The organism is Neiella holothuriorum, assembly GCF_019457915.1.
In the GTDB taxonomy this organism is placed as follows: Bacteria; Pseudomonadota; Gammaproteobacteria; order Enterobacterales; family Neiellaceae; genus Neiella; species Neiella holothuriorum.
The window spans coordinates 1-26,428 of the sequence record NZ_JAHZSS010000032.1 but is presented as its reverse complement, the minus strand read 5'-3'; the positions used below and the strand labels follow the sequence as shown (position 1 = coordinate 26,428).

The 26,428-nt window shown below is 47.1% G+C and carries 22 protein-coding genes; 14 read left to right on the top strand and 8 right to left on the bottom strand.

What is annotated here, in order from left to right:
* The 3 genes from K0504_RS17895 to K0504_RS17885 form a co-directional block, all read left to right on the top strand.
* On the top strand, positions 1–1,530 hold a 1,530-nt coding region (locus K0504_RS17895), incomplete at its 5' end, for a methyl-accepting chemotaxis protein (protein WP_220105529.1).
* A 254-nt stretch (positions 1,531–1,784) separates the two neighbouring features.
* On the top strand, positions 1,785–3,932 hold the full coding sequence (locus tag K0504_RS17890) for a hypothetical protein (protein WP_225918220.1): 2,148 nt from the start codon (positions 1,785–1,787) through the stop codon (positions 3,930–3,932).
* A 365-nt stretch (positions 3,933–4,297) separates the two neighbouring features.
* A complete protein-coding gene (locus K0504_RS17885; protein ID WP_220105528.1) occupies positions 4,298–6,217 on the top strand; it encodes a methyl-accepting chemotaxis protein in 1,920 nt (639 codons plus the stop codon).
* 262 nt (positions 6,218–6,479) lie between these two features.
* Here the strand turns inward: K0504_RS17885 and K0504_RS17880 are convergent, their stop codons facing one another.
* Complete coding sequence (locus K0504_RS17880; RefSeq protein ID WP_220105527.1) at positions 6,480–6,767, bottom strand: ArsR/SmtB family transcription factor; 288 nt, start codon at positions 6,765–6,767, stop codon at positions 6,480–6,482.
* A gap of 113 nt (positions 6,768–6,880) precedes the next feature.
* Between K0504_RS17880 and K0504_RS17875 the strand changes: the two genes are divergently transcribed.
* The 3 genes from K0504_RS17875 to K0504_RS17865 all read left to right on the top strand — a co-directional run bounded on the left by K0504_RS17875 (position 6,881) and on the right by K0504_RS17865 (position 11,446).
* Positions 6,881–7,792: a permease gene (locus K0504_RS17875; protein WP_220105526.1), complete on the top strand. Its 912-nt coding sequence runs from the start codon at positions 6,881–6,883 to the stop codon at positions 7,790–7,792.
* A 331-nt stretch (positions 7,793–8,123) separates the two neighbouring features.
* On the top strand, positions 8,124–10,250 hold the full coding sequence (locus K0504_RS17870; RefSeq protein WP_220105525.1) for a TonB-dependent siderophore receptor: 2,127 nt from the start codon (positions 8,124–8,126) through the stop codon (positions 10,248–10,250).
* A gap of 119 nt (positions 10,251–10,369) precedes the next feature.
* On the top strand, positions 10,370–11,446 hold the full coding sequence (locus K0504_RS17865) for a PepSY-associated TM helix domain-containing protein (RefSeq protein WP_220105524.1): 1,077 nt from the start codon (positions 10,370–10,372) through the stop codon (positions 11,444–11,446).
* A gap of 126 nt (positions 11,447–11,572) precedes the next feature.
* Here K0504_RS17865 and K0504_RS17860 read toward each other — a convergent pair whose 3' ends face one another.
* A complete protein-coding gene (locus K0504_RS17860) occupies positions 11,573–12,034 on the bottom strand; it encodes a hypothetical protein (protein WP_220105523.1) in 462 nt (153 codons plus the stop codon).
* 284 nt (positions 12,035–12,318) lie between these two features.
* Here K0504_RS17860 and K0504_RS17855 point away from each other — a divergent pair, with 284 nt between their 5' ends.
* Complete coding sequence (locus K0504_RS17855) at positions 12,319–13,140, top strand: hypothetical protein (RefSeq protein WP_220105522.1); 822 nt, start codon at positions 12,319–12,321, stop codon at positions 13,138–13,140.
* Positions 13,141–13,228: 88 nt separating this feature from the next.
* Here the strand turns inward: K0504_RS17855 and K0504_RS17850 are convergent, their stop codons facing one another.
* The gene (locus K0504_RS17850; RefSeq protein ID WP_220105521.1) at positions 13,229–14,473 is read right to left on the bottom strand and encodes an ABC transporter permease; all 1,245 of its coding nucleotides are present in this window, start codon (positions 14,471–14,473) and stop codon (positions 13,229–13,231) included.
* Entirely contained in the window at positions 14,470–15,183 is a 714-nt protein-coding gene (locus K0504_RS17845) for an ABC transporter ATP-binding protein (protein ID WP_225918219.1), read from the bottom strand. Before K0504_RS17845 ends, K0504_RS17850 begins: the two co-directional genes overlap by 4 nt.
* A 119-nt stretch (positions 15,184–15,302) precedes the next feature.
* Here K0504_RS17845 and K0504_RS17840 point away from each other — a divergent pair, with 119 nt between their 5' ends.
* The 3 genes from K0504_RS17840 to K0504_RS17830 are packed head-to-tail and all read left to right on the top strand — an operon-like array spanning position 15,303 to position 17,119.
* Positions 15,303–15,872 (top strand): DUF3299 domain-containing protein, encoded by a 570-nt coding sequence (locus K0504_RS17840; RefSeq protein WP_220105520.1) that lies wholly within the window; start codon positions 15,303–15,305, stop codon positions 15,870–15,872.
* A gap of 20 nt (positions 15,873–15,892) precedes the next feature.
* On the top strand, positions 15,893–16,414 hold the full coding sequence (locus K0504_RS17835; protein ID WP_220105519.1) for a hypothetical protein: 522 nt from the start codon (positions 15,893–15,895) through the stop codon (positions 16,412–16,414).
* A gap of 60 nt (positions 16,415–16,474) precedes the next feature.
* On the top strand, positions 16,475–17,119 hold the full coding sequence (locus tag K0504_RS17830; RefSeq protein WP_220105518.1) for a ZrgA family zinc uptake protein: 645 nt from the start codon (positions 16,475–16,477) through the stop codon (positions 17,117–17,119).
* A gap of 32 nt (positions 17,120–17,151) precedes the next feature.
* Here the strand turns inward: K0504_RS17830 and K0504_RS17825 are convergent, their stop codons facing one another.
* The 3 genes from K0504_RS17825 to K0504_RS17815 all read right to left on the bottom strand — a co-directional run bounded on the left by K0504_RS17825 (position 17,152) and on the right by K0504_RS17815 (position 19,204).
* Positions 17,152–18,201, bottom strand: coding sequence for a CobW family GTP-binding protein (locus K0504_RS17825; protein WP_225918218.1), 1,050 nt, complete (start codon positions 18,199–18,201; stop codon positions 17,152–17,154).
* A gap of 43 nt (positions 18,202–18,244) precedes the next feature.
* Positions 18,245–18,625 carry an SgcJ/EcaC family oxidoreductase gene (locus K0504_RS17820; protein ID WP_220105517.1) on the bottom strand — a complete coding sequence of 127 codons (381 nt, stop codon included), beginning with the start codon at positions 18,623–18,625 and terminating at the stop codon, positions 18,245–18,247.
* Positions 18,626–18,811: 186 nt separating this feature from the next.
* Entirely contained in the window at positions 18,812–19,204 is a 393-nt protein-coding gene (locus tag K0504_RS17815) for a MerC domain-containing protein (protein WP_318837997.1), read from the bottom strand.
* A 229-nt stretch (positions 19,205–19,433) separates the two neighbouring features.
* Here K0504_RS17815 and K0504_RS17810 point away from each other — a divergent pair, with 229 nt between their 5' ends.
* The 4 genes from K0504_RS17810 to K0504_RS17795 all read left to right on the top strand — a co-directional run bounded on the left by K0504_RS17810 (position 19,434) and on the right by K0504_RS17795 (position 25,476).
* Complete coding sequence (locus tag K0504_RS17810; RefSeq protein WP_220105515.1) at positions 19,434–19,928, top strand: arsinothricin resistance N-acetyltransferase ArsN1 family B; 495 nt, start codon at positions 19,434–19,436, stop codon at positions 19,926–19,928.
* A gap of 234 nt (positions 19,929–20,162) precedes the next feature.
* Positions 20,163–21,143 (top strand): ABC transporter substrate-binding protein, encoded by a 981-nt coding sequence (locus K0504_RS17805; protein ID WP_220105514.1) that lies wholly within the window; start codon positions 20,163–20,165, stop codon positions 21,141–21,143.
* Positions 21,144–21,526: 383 nt separating this feature from the next.
* A complete protein-coding gene (locus tag K0504_RS17800; RefSeq protein WP_220105513.1) occupies positions 21,527–23,827 on the top strand; it encodes a chondroitinase-B domain-containing protein in 2,301 nt (766 codons plus the stop codon).
* A 308-nt stretch (positions 23,828–24,135) separates the two neighbouring features.
* On the top strand, positions 24,136–25,476 hold the full coding sequence (locus tag K0504_RS17795; protein WP_220105512.1) for an Lcl C-terminal domain-containing protein: 1,341 nt from the start codon (positions 24,136–24,138) through the stop codon (positions 25,474–25,476).
* A gap of 494 nt (positions 25,477–25,970) precedes the next feature.
* Here K0504_RS17795 and K0504_RS17790 read toward each other — a convergent pair whose 3' ends face one another.
* Positions 25,971–26,273, bottom strand: coding sequence for a hypothetical protein (locus tag K0504_RS17790; protein ID WP_220105511.1), 303 nt, complete (start codon positions 26,271–26,273; stop codon positions 25,971–25,973).
* Positions 26,274–26,428: the final 155 nt, after the last annotated feature.

Genomic DNA, 26,428 nt, shown 5'->3' with positions numbered 1-26,428 from the left:
CCACGTACTCGTCCTTGGTTTCAATATGGCCTGACACAGTCACAGCTCGCCATGAGCGATGTCTTTTTTACTAAAAAAGGCGAGCCTATTGCGGCGGCGGTACAACCCATTAAAAACGGTGTTTTATCAGCCGACATTCGACTAGCTGAGCTGCAAAAGGTCGTTGAAAGCATTGAGATACTGCCGAATACCATCTCGCTGATTGTTGATGCCAACGGCATTGTTTTAGCGTCGACTGCCGAAAACATTAATATCCAGCAACAAATCGGTGATGCAGATGGTTTTAACCAGTACATGTCGACAATTTCATCGCAAGAATCAACATTCTCAGAGCTGACAGTTGGCGACACCGAACGCTTGGTACTATCAAGTCAAATCAAGCTGATTGGTGGCAAGAAATGGTATTTAATCAATGCCGTTGATAAGCAAATTGCACTGGCACCAGTGACCCAAGCGATTCAGCAATTATTAATGTCTTGTGTCGTGATCATCGGGCTATCCGTCGTTGTGCTGATCATTGTCATCAACCGAATCTATCGCCCTGTACTTGAGCTGAAAAGTCTGGTCACTCTGCTATCAAATGGTGATGGCGACTTAACCCAACGCTTAGAAGTTCGAACAAAAGATGATCTGGGGGATATTGCCACCGGCATTAACCACTTTATAGAAAGCCTCAATACCATGTTGCTTGAGGTCAAAGGCGTCACGTCTCAGCTAATCGCTAGCGTTAATCACCTGCGAACTAGCACGCACACAAACACCGAGATTTTGAGCGATCACCAAGCTGAAACCAATCAAGTTGTGGTTGCCATGGATGAATTGGGCACGTCATCTGAAATGGTTGCTCACAACGCAGGTGAAGCGGCCAAATTTATTGAAGAAGCCAATCACTCGGGCGAGCAGTCAAGAGAAACAATTATGACGGCTCAAAAAGGGTTGGAGTTATTGTCTGAAGAGATCAACGGGGCAACCGCCAAAGTCACCCAAATGAACGACGAAACTAAAGATATCAGCTCGATATTGTCGGTCATCGGTGAGATTGCTGAGCAAACCAACTTACTCGCTCTCAATGCAGCGATTGAAGCTGCTCGGGCTGGCGAGCAAGGCCGAGGCTTTGCCGTTGTTGCTGATGAAGTCAGAGCGCTCGCAGGACGAACTCAGCTCAGCACAGGCGAAATCAACAAATCACTCGCGCAACTGCAAAGTGGGGCGGATTCGGTTGTATCGTCAATCGACAGCACCAAAGCTACCAGCGATAAAACAGTCAATGAAGCGATTCTGATTGCTGACAGCTTAGAAGCAATAACCGGCTACGTTGCTCAAATTAATGAAGTCGGCACGCAAATCTCACAATCGGCAGATGAACAAAATAATGTAATTCAAGAAATCAGCCAAAATATGAACCGTATTGACAACATGGTTGGCAAGCTAAGTGAGAATGGCTCAGCAATGGCAGAAGGAACAGATGAAATTGCTCAAATCAACGAACGATTGAGAGCCATTGTTGGCAAATTTAAATTGGTTGAATAGCTCCGCTTGTTGAGCCATTTATTGTTGTAAAAAACAGAATATATTCAATAACTTTTGGGCGTCAGAATCTTGTCACTGCGACTAACTTCTGACGCTCAAAACGATATCACTTCCAATCGCAAGATCTACCTCTAAAAACAGCACTTTTACTGAAAAATAGTCGCTAAGATTGACCTTAATTCTTATCACTGACAGTTCAATTTGAACTAGAGTCATAACCTAGTCTCATATTTTCTTATGTGAAAGGCGTGGCAATGACGACCAGTAAAATTGAAACCGAAACGCAAATTGATTCGCCAGACAGTGCAGTAGAGAACATTGAGCGACCAGTGATCATCGCCAATGAAATGGTTCCTGCCCCCCTGCAGTCGCCATATAATTTTTTTACAGAGCAAGAGCTGGAAAAAATTCTGTCGAATCTGGACACTCTACGTGACCATGTTTATCCGCCGGTTGGCTCCGATCAAGAGCGCGCCGCGGCGAATCATAATTTTCCTTCGGTATGCTTAATTGGCCTTGGGCGTTGTGGCTCCAACATTGCTCTCGAAGTCGCGACTCTGGTTTATCGTGCGCGTTCTTTTTACCTAAGCGAATTCAAAAACCAGGAAAAACAGCGGCTAGAAAACCACTCCAAACCCTTACGTTGGATTCGCCGTAACTTTCACCTCAATAACTCCGACTCCCTCAAACCGATTTTCTTGATTGAACCCATCGTGATGTTAGGCGATCTCGACAAAGACATTGCTGGCCGGATTCGCTATTCATCACAAACTGAAGACGGTAAATTTCTAGAAAATTACACCAAAATGAAAATCATGGACTTATCAGAAGTTCATGCCGGAGGAGCCGGTAACGCGCCAATTTTGGGCCAATACTTGGCCAAAATCATTCTCAATAAAGATACCGAAAAATTCTCCAATAAAGATTGGAAATTTATTCACTCCTATTTGATTGATTCCTGTGGCATCAAAGCCAACCAAAGCCGTCTCTACTTTTATATTTTCAGTGCCGGCGGTGGCACCGGCTCAGGTATGGCTTCGGAATTCGGCTTGGCGCAACAGTACGCCTACATGCGTAAAACGTTTGAAGTTAGACCAAATGAATTGCTCGATGATGACCGCCATCGCTCATTTGTATTCGAGCCTATTTTTACCAGCGGCATCTGTATTCTTCCCAACATCTCAAACCAGCAAGTGAGTGTCTCAGAAGCACTCCACATCAATGCGGGCCGCTCGTTGTGTAAATACCTGTCAGAGGAGTGGGACTTCTCTTACAACTATGATGACGAAGCTGAGGGAGAAGGTGAGAAGAGCGTCATGCAACGGATCCGGCCTTGGAATGCCATGATGTTAATTTCCAACGACATCATGCGTTATGCCGAGGAAACCGACGATACCCAAGCAGAAGACATTGATGTCAACTCAATGGAAAAATACGCCAACCAATATATTTCTCAGCAAATCTTCAACATCTTAACGGCTCAAGCCGTCACCACAGATTACGATGAAAATTATTTCCGCCGCGCAGGTATTGATATTGGTGAAACCATTCGCCTCGACGCGAATGATTTGTTCATGAGTCTTGCTGGGCCAGTGGCAGTTGCCTACGCCGAAAGTGTTGTGCCGCAGCAAAAAGAAGCGCTTTTTGGCGACAAGCATAACGGCATTGATATTGATGACTTGTTTTACCGTTCAATCGAATTGCCTCACTTTAATAAAGACACGCAAGCGATTGAAGGCGTCAGTTTACTGCCGATCGAATCCGGTCGATATCGAGAGGCGCTCGCGCAATACAAAAGTGGCAATTATGATGCTAAGGCGCTGAACGAGTTGCACTTCTTTAAGAACTGCTCGTCAATAGTGTCAATCGTATCTTTACCAAAAGACTTCAAGTTATCGTATGTGGCATTGAATCGTTTGAAGAGCCATTTAAACGCCCTCTTCCCAAATACGACACTAAAACGTTACGCCTTGGTCATTGGTACTTCCGCGAACTTGTCTCTTACTACCTTGGTTGCTAAAAGCCCTTGTTTGAGTGACGACTTCATCACACTCATAGCGTCATACATTAAGCGTTGCTTTGCCAAAGATCAGTACCGTTACGACGCATCTCTGGACAATGCATTGCTTGAGCTTATTAAAGCTGAGGAATTCGATGAAGCTGCCGTTGATGCTTTGGTCAATCCATTTGAAAGCCCAGCTAAAATCCTCGATACCAACTGGTTTGCAATTAAACCCATGTACGAGAAAAAGTATCGTGAATTAATTCGTGATGACAGTAAGTTTCAATCAATCAATGACATTCGCCTGTCATCTGAAAACATTAAGAAAACCATTCGGTACTTACGAGAAATTTATCGTCATCGAATTTCTCGCACCAAGATTTTGTCACTGAGTGATTAATTGCCGCTAGATCTTAAATAGCCTCAAACTTAGGAACGAATAAGGCTGCCCCTTTGGGTAGCCTTTTTTTGTCTGTAACGCCTATCTCCAGCTTCTCAATAGGAGCAAGCCATCAGCTCTTGCTGGTCGGTGCCATAAGTTAGCGACACCAGCATAAATTGATGATTGAAAACAACAATATTACCAATTTTATATGGTTGCATACGCTCTTTCAGAATTAGTGGTAAAACCAGACTTAATATTGCCTCGGTTTGCCTCTTCATTGTTCCATTAGCTGTTTTATCGAAAAGTGTTTGCCTACAAGGCCAAATTGTCAGTAATCGCTAATGGAAATTGACGTTTAACCAGCAGTTCAGGGAAGTTAGATGAAACAGAATTTCGGGTTTAAGGCCGTATTAATATCGTCAATGGTTGTGATATTTGTCATCGCCCTCGCTATTACGAGTTATATCTCCATTTATCAACTTGAAAATGTTGTAAAACAAGACGTCATCCAAAAGATTAGCAATGCAGCAAGTTATGAAACTGAAAGCATTGAGAGTTATGTCATCAAAAACTCCCGGCCTATTGCAGATTTGGCCGAGCTATACCGTAAATATGGCTACAATGACCGTCATGAAAAGCACATTGAATTTGCCGCAGTAACCGGTGGGTTAAGCAAAATCACCCTTGGTTTTGTTGATGGCCGGTCCTACTCTTCCATACCTTCTGCTGCATCATTTCCTGGGGGAATTGGCCGACTAGATAAGTACGATCCGCGCACCCGACCTTGGTTTCAATTTGGTAGAAAACAGTCGTCCTTGGCGTTGACCGATGTCTTTTTCACTAAAAGGGGCGATCCAATTGCTGCCGCCGTCCAGCCCATAGCGAATGGCGTGCTGACAGCCGATATTAGGCTAACCACGTTACAACACATTGTTGAAAACATTGATATCTTACCTGGCACTTTCTCAATGGTAGTTGACGGGAATGGTATGGTTCTGGCTTCCACCGCAGAGCACATAAAAATTCAGCAACAAATCGGTGATGCAGATGGTTTTAACCGGTACATGTCGACAATTTCATCGCAAGAATCAACATTCTCAGAGCTGACAGTTAGCGACACCGAACGCTTGGTACTATCAAGTCAAATCAAGCTGATTGGTGGCAAGAAATGGTATTTAATCAATGCCGTTGATAAGCAAATTGCACTGGCACCAGTGACCCAAGCGATTCAGCAATTATTAATGTCTTGTGTCGTGATCATCGGGCTATCCGTCGTTGTGCTGATCATTGTCATCAACCGAATCTATCGCCCTGTGCTTGAGCTGAAAAGTTTGGTCACTCTGCTATCAAATGGTGATGGCGACTTAACCCAACGCTTAGAGGTTCGAACTAAAGATGATCTGGGGGATATTGCCACCGGCATTAACCACTTTATAGAAAGCCTCAACACCATGTTGCTTGAGGTCAAAGGCGTCACATCTCAGCTAATCGCTAGCGTTAATCACCTGCGAACAAGCACGCACACAAACACCGAGATTTTGAGCGATCACCAAGCTGAAACCAATCAAGTTGTGGTTGCCATGGATGAATTGGGCACGTCATCTGAAATGGTTGCTCACAACGCAGGTGAAGCGGCCAAATTTATTGAAGAAGCCAATCACTCGGGCGAGCAGTCAAGAGAAACAATTATGACGGCTCAAAAAGGGTTGGAGTTATTGTCTGAAGAGATCAACGGGGCAACCGCCAAAGTCACCCAAATGAACGACGAAACTAAAGATATCAGCTCGATATTGTCGGTCATCGGTGAGATTGCTGAGCAAACCAACTTACTCGCGCTCAATGCTGCAATTGAAGCTGCCCGGGCTGGCGAGCAAGGCCGAGGCTTTGCTGTTGTTGCTGATGAAGTCAGAGCGCTCGCAGGCCGAACTCAACTCAGTACAGGCGAAATCAACAAATCACTTGCGCAACTGCAAAGTGGAGCGGATTCGGTTGTATCGTCAATCGACAGCACCAAAGCTACCAGCGATAAAACAGTGAATGAAGCGATTCTGATTGCTGATAGCTTAGAAGCAATGACCGGCTACGTTGCTCAAATTAATGAAGTTGGCACGCAAATCTCACAATCGGCAGATGAACAAAATAATGTAATTCAAGAAATCAGCCAAAATATGAACCGTATTGACAACATGGTTGGCAAGCTAAGTGAGAATGGCTCAGCAATGGCAGAAGGAACAGATGAAATTGCTCAAATCAACGAACGATTGAGAGCCATTGTTGGCAAATTTAAATTGGTTGAATAGCTCCGCTTGTTGAGCCATTTATTGTTGTAAAAAACAGAATATATTCAATAACTTTTGGGCGTCATAAAATCCTATCGCTCAGTTAACGAACTAAGCCAGCGTTCAATGAACCGCAGATAGAAAAAACGCCCCATCACAATGGGGCGTTTTTTTGTTTTAGCCATTAGATTTCGATGCCGCGTCTTAATCGGTTGCGCTATCGCTTCCCCGCCCACAGGAAACAATCCGTTCATGCTAGAGCCGATTACGGATGATCGTTGTGCTACTGATCGGCGCAGCATTCATCCTGTAAAAAACCAATGACTTGCTGGAGGTTCTGATATTGGGCAACACAGAATAACGTTCGCCCTTCCCGCCTCTGTTCAATCAATCCTGCCGAGACCAACCCTGAAACATGATGCGACAAGGTTGAACCCGGTACTTCGAGTTTTTGTTGCAATGTGCCAACGGCAATGCCTTGGTGGCCGGCTCGAACAACCATGTGATAAACCCGAAGGCGAGTTGGATGCCCTAACTCTTTCAATGACTTAGCTACTTGTTCTAATTCCATATTGGTGCCACTCCAAAAACAATATTTCGATATTACCAGAAATAACTTGATCGGCGAAGGAATACGATCTGCTAATTCCACTATTCTAGAAATATAGTTTACGTGAGTACCTGATGAATCTACCCCTTGAAGCCGTTGAACAAACCTTAGGCATGTTTGCATTTTTGGCTATTGAGCTAACCCTGCTGTTTTTACTGATCAGCTACCTTGTTGGCGTATTGCAGCACTACATACCCGCAAGCAAAATCAAATCAATTCTGAGTTCCAAAAATGGCAAAGGCTACGTCACAGCAGCATTGTTAGGCGCAATCACGCCATTTTGTTCTTGCTCGACCATCCCGTTTTTAAAGGGACTTTTACGAGCCAATGCTGGCTTTGGCACCATGATGGTATTTTTATTTGCCAGCCCACTGCTGAACCCAATTATCATCGGGCTGTTTGCCGTTACTTTTAGCGTTAAGGTGGCTACATTCTATTTCGCCATCGCCATGGGCGTGTCGATTGTTGCAGGTTTCCTCCTAGAAAAGTTTGGCTTTGAATCTGCAATCAAACCCGAGGCATTGGTCGAGGCCAAATCGAGTTGTTGTGGTACGTCTTGTTGCAACAGCAAACCTGTGAACAAATGGCTGCAAATCTGGCGCTCAACCTGGCGTGATTTTAAATCGGTATTGCCGTACCTCATCGGCGGTATCGCCATTGGCTCGATCATTTACGGCTTTGTTCCGACCGAGTTCATTGCCAATTTTGCAAGTGACGACAACCCATTGGCCATTCCTGTTGCCGCGGTCATCGGCATTCCCCTGTACGTGCGTGCAGAGGCAGTCATTCCACTTAGCGCAGCATTGGCTGCCAAAGGCATGGGTTTAGGCGCAGTCATGGCATTAATTATCGGTAGTGCGGGCGCAAGCTTAACGGAAGTTATTTTGCTCAAATCGATCTTTCGCAACAAACTGATTGCTGCGTTCCTGTTGGTTATTATTACCATGGCGATTACTGCCGGCTTTACCTACAGCTTGCTGTTCTAGCCGTATCGTAACCAATTCGCTACCAAGTCTGGAGCAGGTGATCCGATGAATTCCTCAGCAGATCACCTGTTCCCCATTTCACTTGCAACGGCCATGACTGCTCGTTAAGCAGGACGACGGCTCTGTTTGCCCCAATAAAAGCACCACCACCCCAATTAGCCCAAAGTAATTATTCAAACACGGCGTCAGATCAATGAACTTTTGACGGAAAATATTTAAACGATTGTGATAATCATTTCTATTTACATTTTTTTGTGATCGCCATATCATCTTCTCAAAATTTGCCTATCGGCCATATTCACGCCGCATAACGATTACAAAAGGTACGTAAATGAAACTAACCACACTTTCGACAGGGATTTTGCTCGCGCTGGGTTCACTAACAACCACAGCCTATGCCGATGACTTAACATCGACCGACCAAGCTGAGCGCATTGAAATTAAGGGCAGTTACATCAGTGGCTACAATGCTCACTCGGCCAGTGGCGCATCTAAATTAGAGCTGCCAATTGCTGAGATCCCACAGTCAGTGACCGTCATCACCGCACAGCAAATTGAAGATTTCCGCTTAACGGATATTAATGACGTGCTGAATACTGCAACGGGCGTTAACGTTGAAAGTGTTGAAACCGACCGTACCTATTACACCGCACGTGGCTTTGATGTTACTAACTTCCAAATTGATGGTGTGGGTTTACCGCTAGCCTACGGCAACAACCAAGCAGGTGATGACACTGCGATTTATGACCGTGTTGAAGTCATCGCCGGTGCTAACGGCTTGATGACAGGTGTGGGCAACCCGTCTGCCACCATCAACTACATTCGTAAACGCCCTGTTGCTGATACCACACTAAGCGTGGCCGGCACTTACGGCAGTTGGGACAGCACCCGCGTTGAAGTGGATGGCAGCACTCAAATCAATGACACCTTCGCCGTGCGCGCAGTAGCAACCGCAGACAACAGCGGCTCACACCTTGACCGCTACTCAACCGACAAATACATCGCTTACGTGTTCTTTGAAGCCAACATTAGCGAAGATACTCAGTTGTCATTAAGTCACAGTTACACCCGTAATGATGCCGAAGGTAACCTCTGGGGTGCACTGCCACTTTATTACACCGATGGCACCGCCACCGATTACAGCCGCTCAACCAGCACCTCTGCTGATTGGTCAAACTGGGAAGTTACCCGCCACAACACGGTGTTGGAATTGGCACATCAATTCAGTGATAGCTGGAACTTACGTGCGACCTATTCGCACCGTGACAACGAAGAAGATAGCGAGCTGTTTTACGTTTGGGGTACACCAGATAGTGAAACTGAGCTAGGCCTTTACGGGTATGCCAGTGAATATTTAAATGATCAAACCAGTGATTTATTCGATATTTATGTCAGTGGCGACTTTGAGCTATTAGGTCGTACCCACGAGTTGGTCGTTGGTGGTACTTACGACACCTTAGAGTGGGACTCTCAGTCACTGTATGACTACGAAAATGGGTTTCCCGCAATGCCCGACCTCAATACTTGGAAAGGCGAAGCGCCAACACCAACGTGGGACGACGGCTTAAGTGGCGCTGATGTTGAACAAACTCAAAAAGCTGTTTATGCAACCGCTCGTTTTGAACTGGCTGACGGCTTAAACGTGACCGCAGGTGGTCGTTACAACGACTGGGAAGTTGAAGGTGAATCTTACGGCGTAGACCAAGAAGCATCCGCTGATGAGTTCATTCCATATTTGGGCGTGATTTACCGCGTGCTGCCGGAGCTTGTTGCCTACGCCAGTTACACTGAAACGTTTGTTTCTCAAACTGAGCTGGGCATTAATGACAAGACCTTGGCACCAATCACTGGTGAAAGCAGCGAAATTGGCCTGAAAGCAGAGTTATTTGAAGGCCGCTTGCTGGCTACTGCCGCTTACTTCGATATTGAGCAAACCAATGTGGCCGTTGTTCACCCTGATTATGTTGACTTGCCGCCAGATGAGGTTCGCTACTACGGCGCCGACGGTATTAGCAGCGATGGTTTTGAATTTAACCTAGCCGGTGAAGTGGCTGAAGGCTTAAATGTCAGCATGGGTTACACCGATTTCAACATTGATGGCGACGACACCGTTTCCGACTACACCCCTAAAAAGCTGTTCAAGTTGTCAGCCGTCTATGACTTGCCAATGATTGAAGGCTTGTCAGCCGGTGCAAATATGCGTTGGCAAGATGACATCTCGCGGGTTCAAGGTGTTGTGGGCGAAGGCTTTGCCAATGCAGGCGATGACATTGTCACCACTCAAAGTGACTACGCCATTGTTGACTTGATGGCGCGCTATGACATCAATGACAAGGTGAGTGTGAGCTTTAACGCGTTCAACATTACCGATGAAAAATACCTGACCAGCTTATATTGGGCGCAGGGCTTCTATGGTGCTCCTGCAAACTACAGCGCAACACTTAGCTGGAAGTTGTAATCGGCACGGGTTGCCAAAGACGTTAATCACTTAACGTTGCAGCCACTGCAGCCGGCCTCGCTTTGCGAGTCCGGCTGTTATTCGTTTTAGTCTCGGATCAACATGTAAGTAGTCAGCTCATGAGAAAAGCACTGTTTAAATGGCATTCCTACGGCGCACTCATCGCGCTATTGCCAATCTTTATTGTCTCCATCACTGGTTCAATCCTGGTGTTTAAGGTTGAGCTCGATACCTTACTTCGCCCGCAGCACATGGCTGTAGAAGCCCAAGCATTGACCCCGCGAGCAAACCTCGACGGCATGATGGCGCAAGTGCTTAGCGCGAACCCTGATTATGAATTGGCAGGTTGGGAGCTGTTTGACGACAAACAACGCTCCGACGCGGCTTACTTACTCGAACGCGGTACCGAGAATTGGTACAAGGTTTATGTTGATCAATACCAAGGCAAGGTGCTGTCCGAACCCCAGCCAATGGATCACTACTTCACCGACTGGCTGCTCGAGTTGCACTACACCTTTTTGCTACACACCCAAGGTGCGGTGGTGGGCTTTATCATCGCATTGGTCATGCTGTTTTTAGGGATCAGCGGCATCATTTTATACCGCCGTTTCTGGGCTAAATTATTTACTTTACGCTTCGGCGCCGCCAAGCGGGTTTTGTTTAGCGATCTCCATAAATTTAGCGGCATTACCAGCTCGCCAATTTTAATCATCATTGCGTTTACCGGCGCCTACTGGAACTTTATCGTGTTGCTGCATGAAGCCGAACATGCACTGGAAGGACATACTTACATTCAAGCGCCGTATCATAGCCCTGAGATTTCGTTCGAAGCCTTACTGCAGCAAACCGAACAAGAACTAGATAGTTTCCGCGCCGGTTACTTAAGTATTCCTCATGAACCGGACGAGCAAATCACCTTTTGGGGCGAAGTTGACTCCACCAATCCACTCAACAGCGAATACGCCAGCACAGTCACCTTTAATAGAACCTCTGGCGCCTTAATAAGCACGTTTGATATTCGCACGGCAGACAACACCGCAGTGGTTTTAGATAGCTTTAGAAAGCTGCATTTCGGCTATTTTGCGGGCCTTCCAAGTCGAATTTTGTGGTGCATTTTGGGCTTGGCGCCGGTCCTGTTAGGCATAACCGGCGTGCTGTTGTACTTGATCAGAAAACGCAAAATTTCTGCGACCTAAACAGAAAAAGGCTCTTACTCAAACCAAAGATTAAAGAGCCATTTTATGATTAGCAAAACAAGTTTGTTTGTTGACGGCCCAACGCAATAAAGCGGCGAAAGCCCATTAGCGAAGCTATTCGATGCGTTAAGACGGTGATTGGGGCTTAGCAACGCTGCGGCAAAAATTATCCATAACAGCCGGTAACGAAGCACACTTGTCAGTGATCAGCTGAGCGGGCACGTCAAACCCTTGGCAAGTTTCTGTGTATTCGGTGGAATAAACTTTGACTCGGCGTTCCGCTGATTCAAACACTTGCTCGGCAACGCGACGCTCGTCCCCCATCCGATCATAATCCGCTTGTTCTGCCGCGCTCAGAGACTCGCCATCGAGGTTTTTAACCAACATCTCATTTTGCCGAACCCCCAAGTATTGCTTATTAATGAAGGCGCCGTTGCGTTGCGTTTCGGCTTCTTGAACCTCGCGAGATAACAGTTGGCACAAGCGGAACTGATATTTGCCCATTACCCCACTGGCTTGCTGCGGCTCGGCTTGTACGGGGCTTATCGCCAACAGCATTCCGAATAAGGCATAACAATGTGCTTTCATGTGATATCACCAAGAACATCTATCAGTTGACTGATAACGTTAAATGAATAGAGAAAAATTTGTCACATCGATAGTAACTTGGCTGGCCGTGACAATAAAACGTGTCATGCCAATTTCAGCGAATGACGCAAGATAACGCCATTCATTTAGTGACCTAGCTCTGAAGCACTTAACCCCAGTTTGAAGATCTGTCACCTATGTTATTAACTGAACCCATACGGAATGCTAGTACAGCAAAATCAACCCTCTACGGATGGTTTAACACATAGCCAAGGCTTTCAGGTATGTCACTTCGCTTATTTGTAATTGGAATCTTCATTGGCCTGTCAACCTATTGTGGGGCAAGTTACGGCACAATGCTCAAAGCAAGTGTCCCTGAACTTCCACCGGCGGACAGCAAGAATCCAAAGCATTCCTTTCAGGAATTAATCGTATTGATGGACGCAGCCTATGTAGAAGGCGACATCACCGCAATGAACTTTCCGTTTGAGCGTTCAGTGGCCAATGTTGAAAAAGGGCTTGCCGATTTTCATTTGCCGCTGATCCACAATCCTGATGCACAGCCCACGTCGGCCAATTATCGCCCCATTCAAGAGCCCATGGGAAAAGTCACTTTTGTGATTTACTCCCATGCTGATAAGCCAATCACCAAAGCCATGCTTGATGAAGGGCTAAACCAGCCTTCTTTTCCATACCGGCTAGAAACCAACCCTGGCCACTCTGGTTTATTTAGCTATCCCATGGAGCGGCAGGCCCATCTTGAAAATATGATCCTAAAAGTTCAAAGCCAGCGTATTGACGCCTTTATTTACAGCCAAGAGAAGTCAGATAGAACCATTTGCAGCATGCAAGCAGCCGAGGTTCATCGGGCACATTTTGGCAACTTTTTTGATATTCCTGTGGTACAGAAAAGTGCCCATGGCGACGAAGTCGATAAAATCGTCTCAATGATTTTAAAACGATTAAAAGCATCAGGAGAAATGCAGGACTTCTGGTCTAAAATCCATCGTCCTTTTACCGATTGGCAACCCCACCAGCAAGATTGGCGAAGCGAGCCTGACGAGTGCCGCAAAATGCATCCGCCACCACCACCTGCAAACGGCTAATCGACTCACAGTGAATTCAAGCGTGGCCCCAATAAATGGGGCCAATCAATTAAGCGGCACAAGAACAGCCCCGCGCTTATTCGTTCTGTTACTGATGCCCGAGCCCAGCGTGTAGTGCTTTTTTGTAGGCGCTAAAGGCCGGAATCAAGGCAACGAGCGCGGTAACACCTAGTGCCGCCGCCAACTGCATCACCTGTGTCATCGACAAAATTTGGGTCGAGACAAAGATCCCATATTGGCTTGCCAGAATATCGCTAGCGCCATTAAACAGCCCCCACACCAGCGCCAACGAGATACCAATAGCTGCCGAAGTGACCAACAGAGCTTCGAGTTGGATCAGCACAAAGAGCACCACCGGCCCTGCGCCAATAGCGCGCAGTACCGCAATCTCTTTTTGCCGCTCTTGCATGGACGCCAGCAACATGGTGGTAAGCCCCAGAATGGCCGAAACGAACACACACAACGAGATGACTCGTAAGATGTTTTCAACCGAACTGATTAATGACCACAACTCAACCAACGCAATGCCCGGCAATACCGCCATTAATGGCTCTTGTTTGTATTGATTGATGGCCCGTTGAATTTTAAAAATCGACATCTTCGATTTTAACCCCACCATAAAGGCGGTAATGGTCGATGGCTGAACTTCAACATGGTTACCGTCTGCCACCGCTGCTTGTAAGGCTTTGAGTCGACTCGGCGGCATGTGCACCGCTTCAATACCCGCAAGACTTACGTGAATGGTTCGGTCAACCGGCGTCCCCGTCGGTTCGAGCACGCCCACCACCGCAAACGGTGCATTGTCGTGATCAGAAAAACTGACTTGGCCAATACCATGGGACAAGGTCAACTTAGTGCCAACCTCATAACCCAATTCACGCGCAACTTCGGCACCGAGCACGGCGCCAAACGGATCACTAAAGGCTTCACCGGCATCAAATGCCAACGCTCGTTTATCGCCATATCGATAAAACTCAAAGTAATCTTGGTTGGTGCCCAAAACGCGATAGCCGCGGTGAGAATCCCCTAAAGACAGCGGCACAGACCAAACCACATCGCGTTGACTACTAATATCCTGATAGCTTTGCCAGCTCACATTGTTGGTGGCATTACCCATTCTGAAAATGCTGTAAAGCAACAAATTGAGTTGCCCTGTGCGTGCGCCAACAATCAAATCAACACTCGACACAGTTCGGTTAAAGCTAGTTTTTGCCTGCGAACGAATGTGCTCAACGGTAATCAACAACGCCAGACTGACCACAATGGAAAACAGCGTCAGCAATACCGAGGTTTTACGGTTCAGTAAGCTTTTATATGCCAATTTGATAATCATTGCTGCGCCCCTCCCGCTTGGTTGATATCGGCAAGATTGAGTCGCACATCAAAATAGGATTGCAGTGATAAATCGTGACTCACAAATAGCAAAGTACTTTGTTGCTCCGAACATAACGTCATTAATAGCTTCATAAAGCTATCGCGAGCGTAAGAGTCGAGCGCCGAAGTTGGCTCATCCACCACCAGCAACTCAGGCTGATTAATCAATGCCCGAACAATGGCAACCCGTTGTTGCTGCCCCACACTAAGCTCACGACTCGGCCGTTGCAGCAAATTGGTTGGCAGTTGTAAGGCGTCGAATAAATTGATGAGACGTTTATCGAGGGTATCGTGACTGTCGCCCTTACCTGCAAACCAGCTGGCTAAACGAATATTCTCCGCAACCGTTAAATAGGGAATCAAATTGAATTGTTGAAACACAACGCCAATATGCTGGGCTCGAAAGCGATCGCGTTGGCGTGATGACATCGCGTTCAGTGCTTGACCAAACACCTTGATCTGGCCGCTTGTGGGCTTTAGCACACCGGTAAGCAGGTTCATCAAGGTACTTTTACCGGCGCCGGACTGGCCAAATACAAAGCACTTATCGGTTTGCTGAAGCTGCCATTGGGGAATATTTAATACTTCAGTTGCCGCGTTGTCGTAACTAAAGATAAGCTTGTCCAGCTCGATGGCCGGATGGCCTTCGCTTAATTTAACGTTTTGCAAAATGAGTTAACACCTGTGTGGCTTTAAACTGAGTTTGAATCATGCAGTTTGGTTCATTGGCAATGCGAGTTATGTTATAACATTTTGGATCACATTCGATATCCCTTGGAGCTTTTCTCATGATCGTAACCTCCCTCCGAACCGCGAGCTACGCAGCCTTGCTGGCAGTGTTGATGTTAGGCGTTTCGGCCCAAGCCGCAACAAGTGACTATCGCCAAATTGAATGGGTTGAATTAATGCCCGCAGACGATCTGGACGCTTTGCTAAACCCACCCGATAGCATCAATCAAATTGCCGATGGCAGTGAACAAGATTCGGTGGCTGGCCTCGCTCAAATCGAAGATGAAGCGACCCAACGCTATATGGAAGCGCTTGAATCAACCCGCGTAGTTAGCGAATTTAACAATACCAAAATTAGATTGCCGGGCTTTATCGTCCCACTTGAAATGAAGGATGAATTCACCGCCATTGAGTTCTTGTTGGTGCCCTTCTTTGGCGCTTGCCTGCACATGCCACCACCGCCGCCAAACCAAATTGTTTACGTGACTTACCCAGAAGGCGTCAAACTTAGCTCGTATCAAGATGCATTCTGGTTAGAAGGCACCTTAACCGTAAAAACCATGGCCAGTGACATGGGCACGGCAGCCTATACGCTGCACGTCGACTCGGTAACACCCTACTCTGAATAACATCAGAAGGTTTCAAGTTTATGAATAATAACCGTAGGTTAAAGATGATTCGCCAGCATGTCACCGGCCCTTTAAGTGCCCTTTTAGTGGCATGCGCGTTACCAGCATGGGTCGCCCATGCATGCGATAACCATGGTCCCGGTTTTGGTTTTTACCCCATGGGCTCTCACATGGAGTCGGCGGCGAGCCTAAGTAACCAATTAGCCGAAGGCATGGCCTTAACCGCAGAGCCAAGATTTAACGTGACCGCCGGCCAAATGTCCGAAGTGCCCTTTACCGTGATCGTGCCAGAGAGCTTCCAGCAAGCCAACGTCATCTGGCAAGCCGATGATGTGATCACCATAAAAGGCGACAACAACGTCGCAATAGATTCAGGCAGCGAGCAACAATTAGTGCTGAATATTACGCCAAGTAAGCCCGGCACCTATGTACTGCGTGGAAAGTTAAATGCCACGCTTGCTGGTGAGCCAGCCGCCAAATCAGCATTCATTTTAATCAAGGTATCAGGCCCAGCCTCTCAAGTCGTTGCAACAACAAACTAGTTGATTACCTTGACGTATTGATCGCGTATTTACCTTATTTAAATTGCAAGAGAAAGCACCATGAATCCAAAGCAAACGGTAACAACGGCATTAGTGTCGTTAGCAGCTTTAAGCGTATCAACAGCGGTATTGGCAGAGTCTGAAGCACATCAACACGGTATTGCCCACCTCAATTTAGTGCAGCAAGGTAATGCCTTAGAAATTGAGTTTGAGTCGCCGCTCGCCAACTTGGTGGGGTTTGAGCATAAGCCGGAAACAGCCAAGCAACAGCAAGCTTATGGTGTGGCAGTAGAGGCTTTTGAAAGCCAAACCAAATTCGAATTTCATGGCGCCTCGTGCCAACTCGTCGAGATCGAGATTGAATTGCCGTTTGCGGTAGCCGAGGCAGAGCATCATGAGGAGCACGAAGGCCACGACCATGATGAACACAAACATCATGACGAGCATGAAGATCACGACCATGATGAACACAAACATCATGATAAGCACGAAGAACATGAACATCATGAGCATCAACATCATGACGAACACAGTAATTTAATGGCGCACTATCAATACCAGTGTGATGGCACGGTAACGTCAGTGTCGGTGCAACTCTTTAACCTCATGCCACAGTTAGAAACGATCCAAGCACAATGGTTTAGCGAGCAAAAACAAGGTAGCGCTAGCCTCAGCCGAAATGCTGCAGAGCTGCCGCTCAACTAGTTGAAGTGATATTGTTTTAAAGAGAGCTCACATCACTCGATGTGGGCTCTTGCCGCCAGCAAACCAGAAAGAACGGTATCAAAATGCCGAGCATCACGATCGATAATCTCGATTCGGCTCCCTTGCATGTGCGCAAGTGCCACGGAAGATAGTTCGCCATTGCTGAAACTAAACCCTTTAGCCCCCATGTTGGTGTTAAAGACAGCCTTCATCCGCTCGCACGCCAACCCTCGCAACACCTCCTCTAATCGCTCCTCATCAAACAGCCAATCGTTTGAAAAACGCCAACCACAGCTGAAATAGTCGCCTCGATGATTACGAACTTCAACGTAGCCTTCGGCGGGTAATGACTGCTCGCTGCTGTCATCAGTCGTGTCAGCATCATGAGTATGATCAAGCCCATGATGCTGATGTTCATGCCCGACATGATCATCAAGCAATGAGACGAATGGCGTTTGAGCAATGGTTAAATCGAGCCACGCTGGCGATAGCTGACCTTGCTCTACCGGCATAACGGGGCAATTCGCCGTCGTTGGCCGTTTACTGAGGTAAGCGGTTAACACACTCAGATGGTTGTCATAACAATCACTTTTATTCGCCACAATCACATCGGCAACGTCCAACTGCTGATTAAAGATTGCATGTTCGGTATAGCGCGGATCGTCAATCACTCTGGCATCAACCAAGGTGATGGTTGAACGAACATCCAGCACTTGTTGATAATGTTCTGAAGCAAGTAACGCCAGCACCTCTTGTGGGTGGCCAAGCCCTGTCGGCTCAATGAGCAAGCGATCCGGCTGAGCTTGTTTGAGTAGCTTATTGAGCGTGATCTTCGTTGGCATGCCCATCACACAACACATGCAACCGCCGGGCACTTCGGCCACAAACACCTGTTCAGCTTCGGCGTGTTGCCCCTGCAACAAACCACCATCAATGCCCACTTCACCAAACTCGTTGACCAACACGGCCCAGCGCTCATGGGCTGGTTTATGACGCAATAAATGAGAAATGGCCGTCGTTTTACCAACACCTAAAAAGCCAGTAATGATGTTGGTTGGTATGTGCTTAAGCGGTTTGATCATGGCACCTGCGAGGTCATTAGAATAGGAAGGTAAATGAACACAGTTACTCGGGCATTTTCGATGAATGGTGTTCAACAATCAGCCAACGCTGGCCATTCCATCGATACACAAAGGTATAACGTGCCTGTACCTTGCTGCCATGGTTAAAGGCGAAGGTGTACACGCCGGAATTAATGGCAATGTCGCCCCAGCCGCGCACATTGGCCTCATCAAGTTTACCCACCGGCCCGCGCGGCAGGAACATGGCAAAATAGTCCATCAATTCCTGATGATTATGACGAACCTGATTGGAAATGGTGGGCAGCAACATGGCATCGGTGTCATACAATGCCACGACCTGATGGGGATCACCGGTTTGCAGGGCGTCGTTCCAATCGTCAAACAATGCCATGATTGGTGCGGTAAAGTCGTCTTGTTTATTCATAACTACAGGGTCTTTAACGTGATGGATGAGCATTCGGTAAAATGGCTTGCTGACCATCAATGGTCTGCAGACCATTAATAAAAGTTGCCGAAATATTAGCTGGAAATCCCACTCCGTCAAAGCATGCCCAATGACATAAAAAAGCTGTTAGCATGTCACGGCACTGGCACTAGACATTATTAATGACTAGCTAACGCACTGCTTACTCCGGCACAACCGAAAGTTCTTCATATGACCCACAGCCACCAAGACCGAGCCAAGCAGTGTCATGGCTTTTTCGCCATGCTCGCCAAACCAATCGTGACCAACAGCTAATGCCAATAACAAGCACGATAAGCCCGCAAATCCCCAACTTAACACCGCCCAATGACCATGCTTGCGGCAGCCCACAACTAAAGCCAACGCACTAGTCGGCAAAATACCAACCACCAAAATGAGATGAAATGATTCGTCGGCAAGCAAGGTGCCAGCAATCGCCGGTAGTAAAACCATAGCAACAGGCAGCAAGGCGCAGTGCACCACACACAAGAGCGAGATCCCAATGGCTACACTGTCCAGCGTTTGAACTTTAGTCGTCACGATTAATTCCTTTGTGATGATTTCTAAGCACTCATGGCAACGTCGATACTTAGAAATAAGTTGTCCACATCGCATGGAACAACAACCAATAAAGTTACAATATAACATAACTAAAATCTATTTGAGAATCATTATCAACAACCAAATTAGCTACGCCAAAGCGCGCTTTGACTTCGCCGGTTAATTTAGCAACAGTGTTACGGTTAAAGTGACGCCAGAGGAAACAAGGATGATTAGAGATGCGCTGCTCAGTGATGCCTCTGCCATGGTCAACATCTACAACCACTATGTCAGCAATACCGCCATTACGTTTGAAGAGACACGGGTGAGCGATGCCGAGTTTAAGAGCCGCATCAGCAAGGTCCAACAGGCGGGCCTGCCATGGTTGTTAGCAACTGGCGATCAAGGCGTGCTTGGTTATGCCTATGCCACCCCATGGAAAGAAAGAAGTGCTTATCGATATTCGGTGGAATCGACTGTTTATCTAGCCGAACAAGCGCAAGGCCGCGGGTTAGGAACAGCCTTATATCAGGCGTTACTAGAGCGACTCGGGCGCCTCGATATCAACTCGGTGATTGGCGGCATCACGCTACCAAACCCGGCCAGCGTGGCGCTTCATGAAAAAGTAGGCATGAAAAAAGTCGCTCACTTTGAGCAGGTCGGGTTCAAATTCAACACTTGGTTAGATGTTGGCTATTGGCAACTCAACTTAAGTCCCGAGTGACACCAGCTAAAGTCTGCGGGGCGGTTTAACAATGCGATTCGCTAAGCGATGTGCGTCATTTCATTTAAGGTAAAGGTAGCTACCGCCCCGTTGGTTATCTTCATGTGATCGGCCAAATGACAATGACCGATGAGGGTTTGCGATAGCAATCGCGATTCCGGCAATTGACTTGCACCAACTGTAAATCGCAAGCTAGCCTTATTGGAGGTAACCGTCGTTCAATAAGTTTTGGCCATGCAATTTCATCGTCGATTATTCGCCCTATTAATGGTGGGCGTCACCTCCCCTGTATGGGCTGCAAATATTTTATTGATCGCCAGTTATGATCAGCATAACGAATGGACCAAACAATGCCTGCAGGGCATTGAGCAACAGCTGTCAAACGAGCATCAACTCGACGTGTGGTACATGGATACCAAACGCCTGCCTCGAGACCAACACCAACAATCAGCAGCGCAGGCTTGGCAACATTTTACCGCCACTCAGCCTGATTTAGTCATGCTTGCCGACGACAATGCCGTTGGCCTACTGGCGCAGAAAATTGCCAAAACTAAAACGCCTGTCGTGTTTTATGGAGTCAATGACAACCCGCGCATGTACTTTGAAAACGCGCAACTGCCGCCGCACGTCCATGGGGTGGTTGAGCGGCGCTCAATGCCTCCTTTTGTCCGTTTGATTCATCAAATGGTGCCATTGCAGCACAACAAGGTGCTGGTGATGTTTGACGACAGTACCACCACCGCCGCTTACATTGGCAACTCACTGCGCGGCGAAACCAGCCCTCAACTCGGCATGCTCAAAGCCGATATCAAACCCATTTCGACCTATCAGGAATGGCAAGCCACCATTCGGACGGCGTCCAACAGTTACGATGCCATTGTCATGGAAAACTGGTTTACCCTGAGAGATGCAGAAACCCAGGCCATCGTGCCAGAAGAGCAAGTCATAGATTGGAGCGGTGCCCACAGTGAAATTCCAATTTTCACCTCACAAGCTCATGCCGTTGGCCCGAAAAAATCAGTGGGGGCTATTTCCGTGGCGGGTCAGAAACACGGCCACACCGCCGCTCAAATGGCACTGGATGTGTTAGCAGGCAAGGTCACGCAACCATTGATGATTTCAGAAAACGATCATTATCACTTTAACCAACAAGCTCTAGCGCGATTCGATCTCACCCTCCCGCCCGAAATTGCAGCAATTGCGATTTATCACTAATTAGAGCCCGATTTCGGCTGTGCCTTTCCTTCTGAGCTGGTCACTAAACACCCTGTTTTAACGATAAAAAATGCGCTGCATCACAACATTTAAGTTGCCTTACTTGTTGCGACAATTGAATACAATAATTCGCTATTACGCCTAACGACGCGGGTGATATCGTCAGCAATATTTGTCGGTTTGAGGTGACAGGGTTTGGCATAGGCTTCATGCCGCTCTGCAACCGTTATGGCTGCTTAAGCAGTTATGGCGGTTGGCAAACCGACACACTTAACCAGTAGCACCGTTTTTAAACCAGATAGTTAATCGGCTAAACGCATCAACATCGAAGCGCCATTGATTAACACAACCAATTCAAAACTATAAACAAAAAGAAGAAACGCATGAAAAAACGACTATTAACGATCAGTGCATTGTTGTTACTCAGTGCCTCAAACACTTTGTTTGCCAAGGATGTTTATGTCAGCTCTGAGAGCGCTCTGCAAAAAGCGATCAAGGCAGCCGTCGCCGGTGACAACCTGATTCTTAAAAACGGCACCTACACAGACATCAATATTGTCTTTTATGGAGAAGGTACCGAAGACAAGCCCATCACCCTAAAAGCAGAAACCCCAGGCAAAGTCTTTATTGAAGGCTTGTCCGATTTAAAGTTGGGCGGCACTTATCTTAATGTTGATGGCCTTTATTTTAGAAATGGCTACACACCGAGCAGCTCTGTCATCAATTTTAGAATTGACGAAGAGCGCATCGCGTTTCATTCCAAAGTCACTAACAGTGTGATTGACGAGTTCACCCAAAAGGATCGTGAAGCCAGAGATTGGTGGGTTGAGTTTTGGGGCCAGCACAACGAACTCAGCCATAGTTACCTTGCCGGTAAGTCGAATCGCGGCCCAACCGTTAAGGTTCAGCTAGGCGGCAACCAACACATCAATAACCATCACCAGATCGTGAATAACCATTTTGGCCCTCGCCCTCGTAAAGGCGGCCCGTCAGCTGAAACCATGCAGCTTGGTAGCAGCAGCACGTCCATGACACCGTCTTACACCAACATTGAAAATAACCTGTTCGACCGCTGTAACGGCGAAGTAGAGGTCATTTCAAGCAAGTCCAATTACAACCAGTTTAAGAACAACGTGTTCTTCCAGAGTGAAGGCTCGCTGGTACTGCGCCACGGTAACTACGCCACCATCGACGGCAACCTGTTTATTGGCGATGGCAGCAACGAATTTGTTGGCGGGATCCGCGTGATCAATACCGGCCACTGGATCACCAACAACTACTTTTACAAGCTCACCGGTGAGAAATTCCGAGCGCCTATTGCGGTCATGAACGGCATTCCTAAGTCGCCACTCAACCGATACAACCAAGTTACCGACGTGGTCGTTGCTTACAACTCGTGGGTAGACTCACCAACACCTTGGTACTTCAGCGTTGGCTCTAACGTGGAGCAAAGCGACGTACTACCCAAGTCTGAGATCCGCTCGGCTCGACCAACCCGTACCCTGTTTGCCAACAACCTAATTTACAATAGCGCCAAAGCAGAGCAGCCTATTCATGCTTATGACAAAGTGGATGGCATTACCTTCAAAGCCAACATCTCCAATCACGCCAACAAAAGCGGCATTGGTGAAGACGGTATCAGCCAGCAGAAGATGACATTGGCCGGCCAATCAGACTATTTGAAAGCGCCTACAGCAACGTTAGCCAAGCCGTATCACGGCTTTGATTTTGACAAAATCGACACCGACTTGTTGGGCAACAAACGCGCGAATAACAACAACATTGGCGCCATTAGCAATACCGCAGCCATTTCTGACAAACCATTCGATGAGTCACGCTTCGGCCCATCATGGTTTGAGGCAGAACAACCAGCTGCAGCACCAAGCACCCATAAAGCGGCAACGGCAAACGAGCTTGTTCAGGCAATTAAAGCGGCTCAAAGTGGCGATACCATCGAACTCTCGGCGGCCAGTTATGCATTAAGCCAAAGCATTTCGATTGATAAGCAAGTACGCATCACCTCCGCCAATAAAAACAAGCCAGCAACCCTTAGCTTTAGCGCTTCAAACACTGCCTTTTTAATGCAGCCTAAAGGCGACTTAACGCTAGACTCTGTAACCATTCAGGGTAATGGCAAACAACACGCTTTCGCCACGTTAGATAAATACATGTCTAAGGCTTATAACCTGTCGATCATCAACGCCAAGATCGCAAACTTTAAGCATGTGTTAGAAGTGTCTATGGGCTCGTTCGCTGACAATATCGAAGTGGTTAATACCCGCATCGAGAACTGCCAAAGCGGTTTCATGCTGAACAAAGAAACCAAAAACAAAGGAACCTACAACGCGGAATATTTGGTCATCAAAAATTCCAGCTTTGACCGTATTGATGGCGCAATTGTCGACTTCCACCGCGGCGGTTATGACGAGTCAACCATTGGCGGAATTTTGGTGTTCGAGAACAATACCGTAACCAACTCAGGTAAAGCACGGGCCGACAAGGTGCTGATGAAGAATCACGGCATTGTGAATGTCACCTTCGAAGGCAACACCTTTAACAACAATCCCGTTGATGTCATCGCCATTCTATGGGGTGAGAAAGGCCAAAAACCCGTTGGGAACACAATCAAAAACTCAGGTAAAATCAAAGTGGTTGATAACCTGAAACTAGATCTTCTGTACTAAGTTTTAGCTCAGCAAGATAGGCCGGCCGCCAGTTCGACCGGCTGATAACTTCCAAAGGGGAACGGCATCAATGTCGTTCCCCTTTTTCAATTACCCTGCCCGTTTGTTTTGTGGTTTGACCTTTCTTATTTCCCCTAGAAAATCACTTTTTTTACCCGTATTACCTGCCATTGCGCGTAACTTGCCAAGGCCGCTTAGGGTGTTGGTTTTGGCTCGTATTTCCACCCTTTATGCATAAATTCTGCACACTGCCTATTTACAATAAATTTACTTAATTAACGCTAAGAGTGGCGCAAGGGGTATTAGTAATGAAGGTGTATACGGGTTTAGCTAAAGTTAGTGTGATTTTATTAGCTTTAATGCTGGCGGGCTGTGGGGGTTCATCATCGAATACGACCGATGTGACTGAAGAAGTATCTGATTCATCAGACTCTTCGGACTCATCAGATTCATCGGATTCTACTGTCGAGCCGATTACAACGGTTCTGCCTTATGTTGTGGTTGATACCATGGAATCTGAGTGTTTTAACATTGAAGGCGAAGTGATTGAATGTGGCTCTGATCTTGTGGGGCAAGATGCCGAGTATTTGACCACCGAAACGAACTACGAATTTTATGACGCCGATGAGACGGTGGTACTAGACAACAACACGGGGCTGTTATGGCAACGCGCGCAGTCGAATAGCCAATATGTGTTTAACGACGCCGCAGCCTATTGTGCATCCCAAACGACAGGTGGCTACGACGAATGGCGCCTACCCACCATCAAAGAACTGTATTCGCTGGCAGATTTTGACGGCGATTTAAACTACAGCATTCCTTACGTTGATACGCGCTATTTTGACTTTGAATATGCCGCAATGAAATTTGCCACCCAGTTCTGGTCAAGCACCGTCTATAACATTAATCCGGTTGGCGGCGCACCAGATGATGACGAGGCGTACGTACCGGCATTTGGTTTTAATTTCGCCGACGGCCATATCAAAGCGTATGGAACAGAAGACAGTCAGCCAGGGCTTTATATTCGCTGCGTATTAGGTGACGAAGACGTCTATGGTGTTAACGACTACGAGTTGAATGACGCTGGCGATATTGTCACCGACAATGCAACGGGCCTGATGTGGCAACAAGCCGATGATGGCTACACCTACTATTGGGCCGATGCCTTAGATTACTGTGAAGATCTAGAGCTAGGCGACTATAGCGACTGGCGCCTGCCCGACAATAAAGAGCTGCAAAGTATCGTGAAATACGGCACAACCGATGTGCCAGCGATTGATACCGACTTTTTTGACAGTACCTTCAATTATAGTTACGGCGGCGGTGATTTTTCTGGCGATTATGGCTGGTATTGGTCAAGCACTACGCTAAAAGATTTTCCATTAAATGCTAGCTATGTGGCATTTGGCAGAGCCTACTCAACAACCAGCGATGACCTCGCAGACACCAGCGGCTACCACGACTGGCACGGTGCTGGCGCGCAGCGTAGCGACCCTAAAAATGGCAGCGTCGATCTTGACGGAGACTCATGCTCCATTACCGCTTGTGATGAAGAACGAGGCGAAAACTATGTGCGTTGTGTACGTGGTGGCGCCACTGCCGCAACGGAAAGTGACTATGACGACTACGTTAACGCTGCAACGGATTAATCTGTAGAAAATGAAATCGCGTTGGATTAACGCATCAGCGAATGGTTAAAAAGATAAGCCCTGTTTTTCCAACAGGGCTTTTTTATTGGCAGATCGCACAATTGCCGAGCAACCTACTTTAGAGCAGCAGCCTACTCTGGTACTGCAACGGGAGCGTTCGCCGTGTTGAAGTGAGCGTTATTAAGTCAACGCGTAACGAACGGAACAAGCCTGACGGCGCCAGACCAAAGCCCCACCAAGAACGAAGCCTAAGCGAACAGGCTTACGCGCATGTATTAACCTGTTGTCGATGCTTCAATGCCGCGCTCTTTCAGCATTTCGGTCAATATCAATCCAGCCGCGGATAATGTGCTTATGACATTTATTGCAAGGTGATGCCGATTAACGCTGTTCGCCCATCAGTGTGTTCAACAAGCAGCGCTAACATGTCACCCGCTGTTTTATCGAAAGAGGTTTTTGCAATATCAGCATTACAGCCAGGTATTGCAGAGCCCTTAGGGGTTGAGAAACCCTTTAAATAGCATGAGGTAAATAACCACAGGAACTGCCCCTAACAACCAACCTAACACCGTAAAAATAATACCGGAATATATTATTGTCTCATCAACAAACTGAGAAATTAGCTTTACCCCAACGTAAGATGAAGCAACAAACCCTGAAGCGACTAAAAGTAAAGCCAAGTTGATTAGAGGGTGTTCCGAGCTTTCACCGTAAACCAAAAGATATGAACCAATAACTGCAGCAAAGGACACGACCGGAATTAAATACAAAACAATAAACTTAACGACTGTGCTCATATACCCTCTAACAGTATGAAACGATAATTAGCATTGCGACATAACACCCGCAGCTACGGTCGGCTTGTTAGCTGAACTGGCGTTGTTGCCTAAATCGATTGAACTATTGGAGCAGGCTTTGATCTGATCGTCTGAACTTACAGATGGGACAGGTC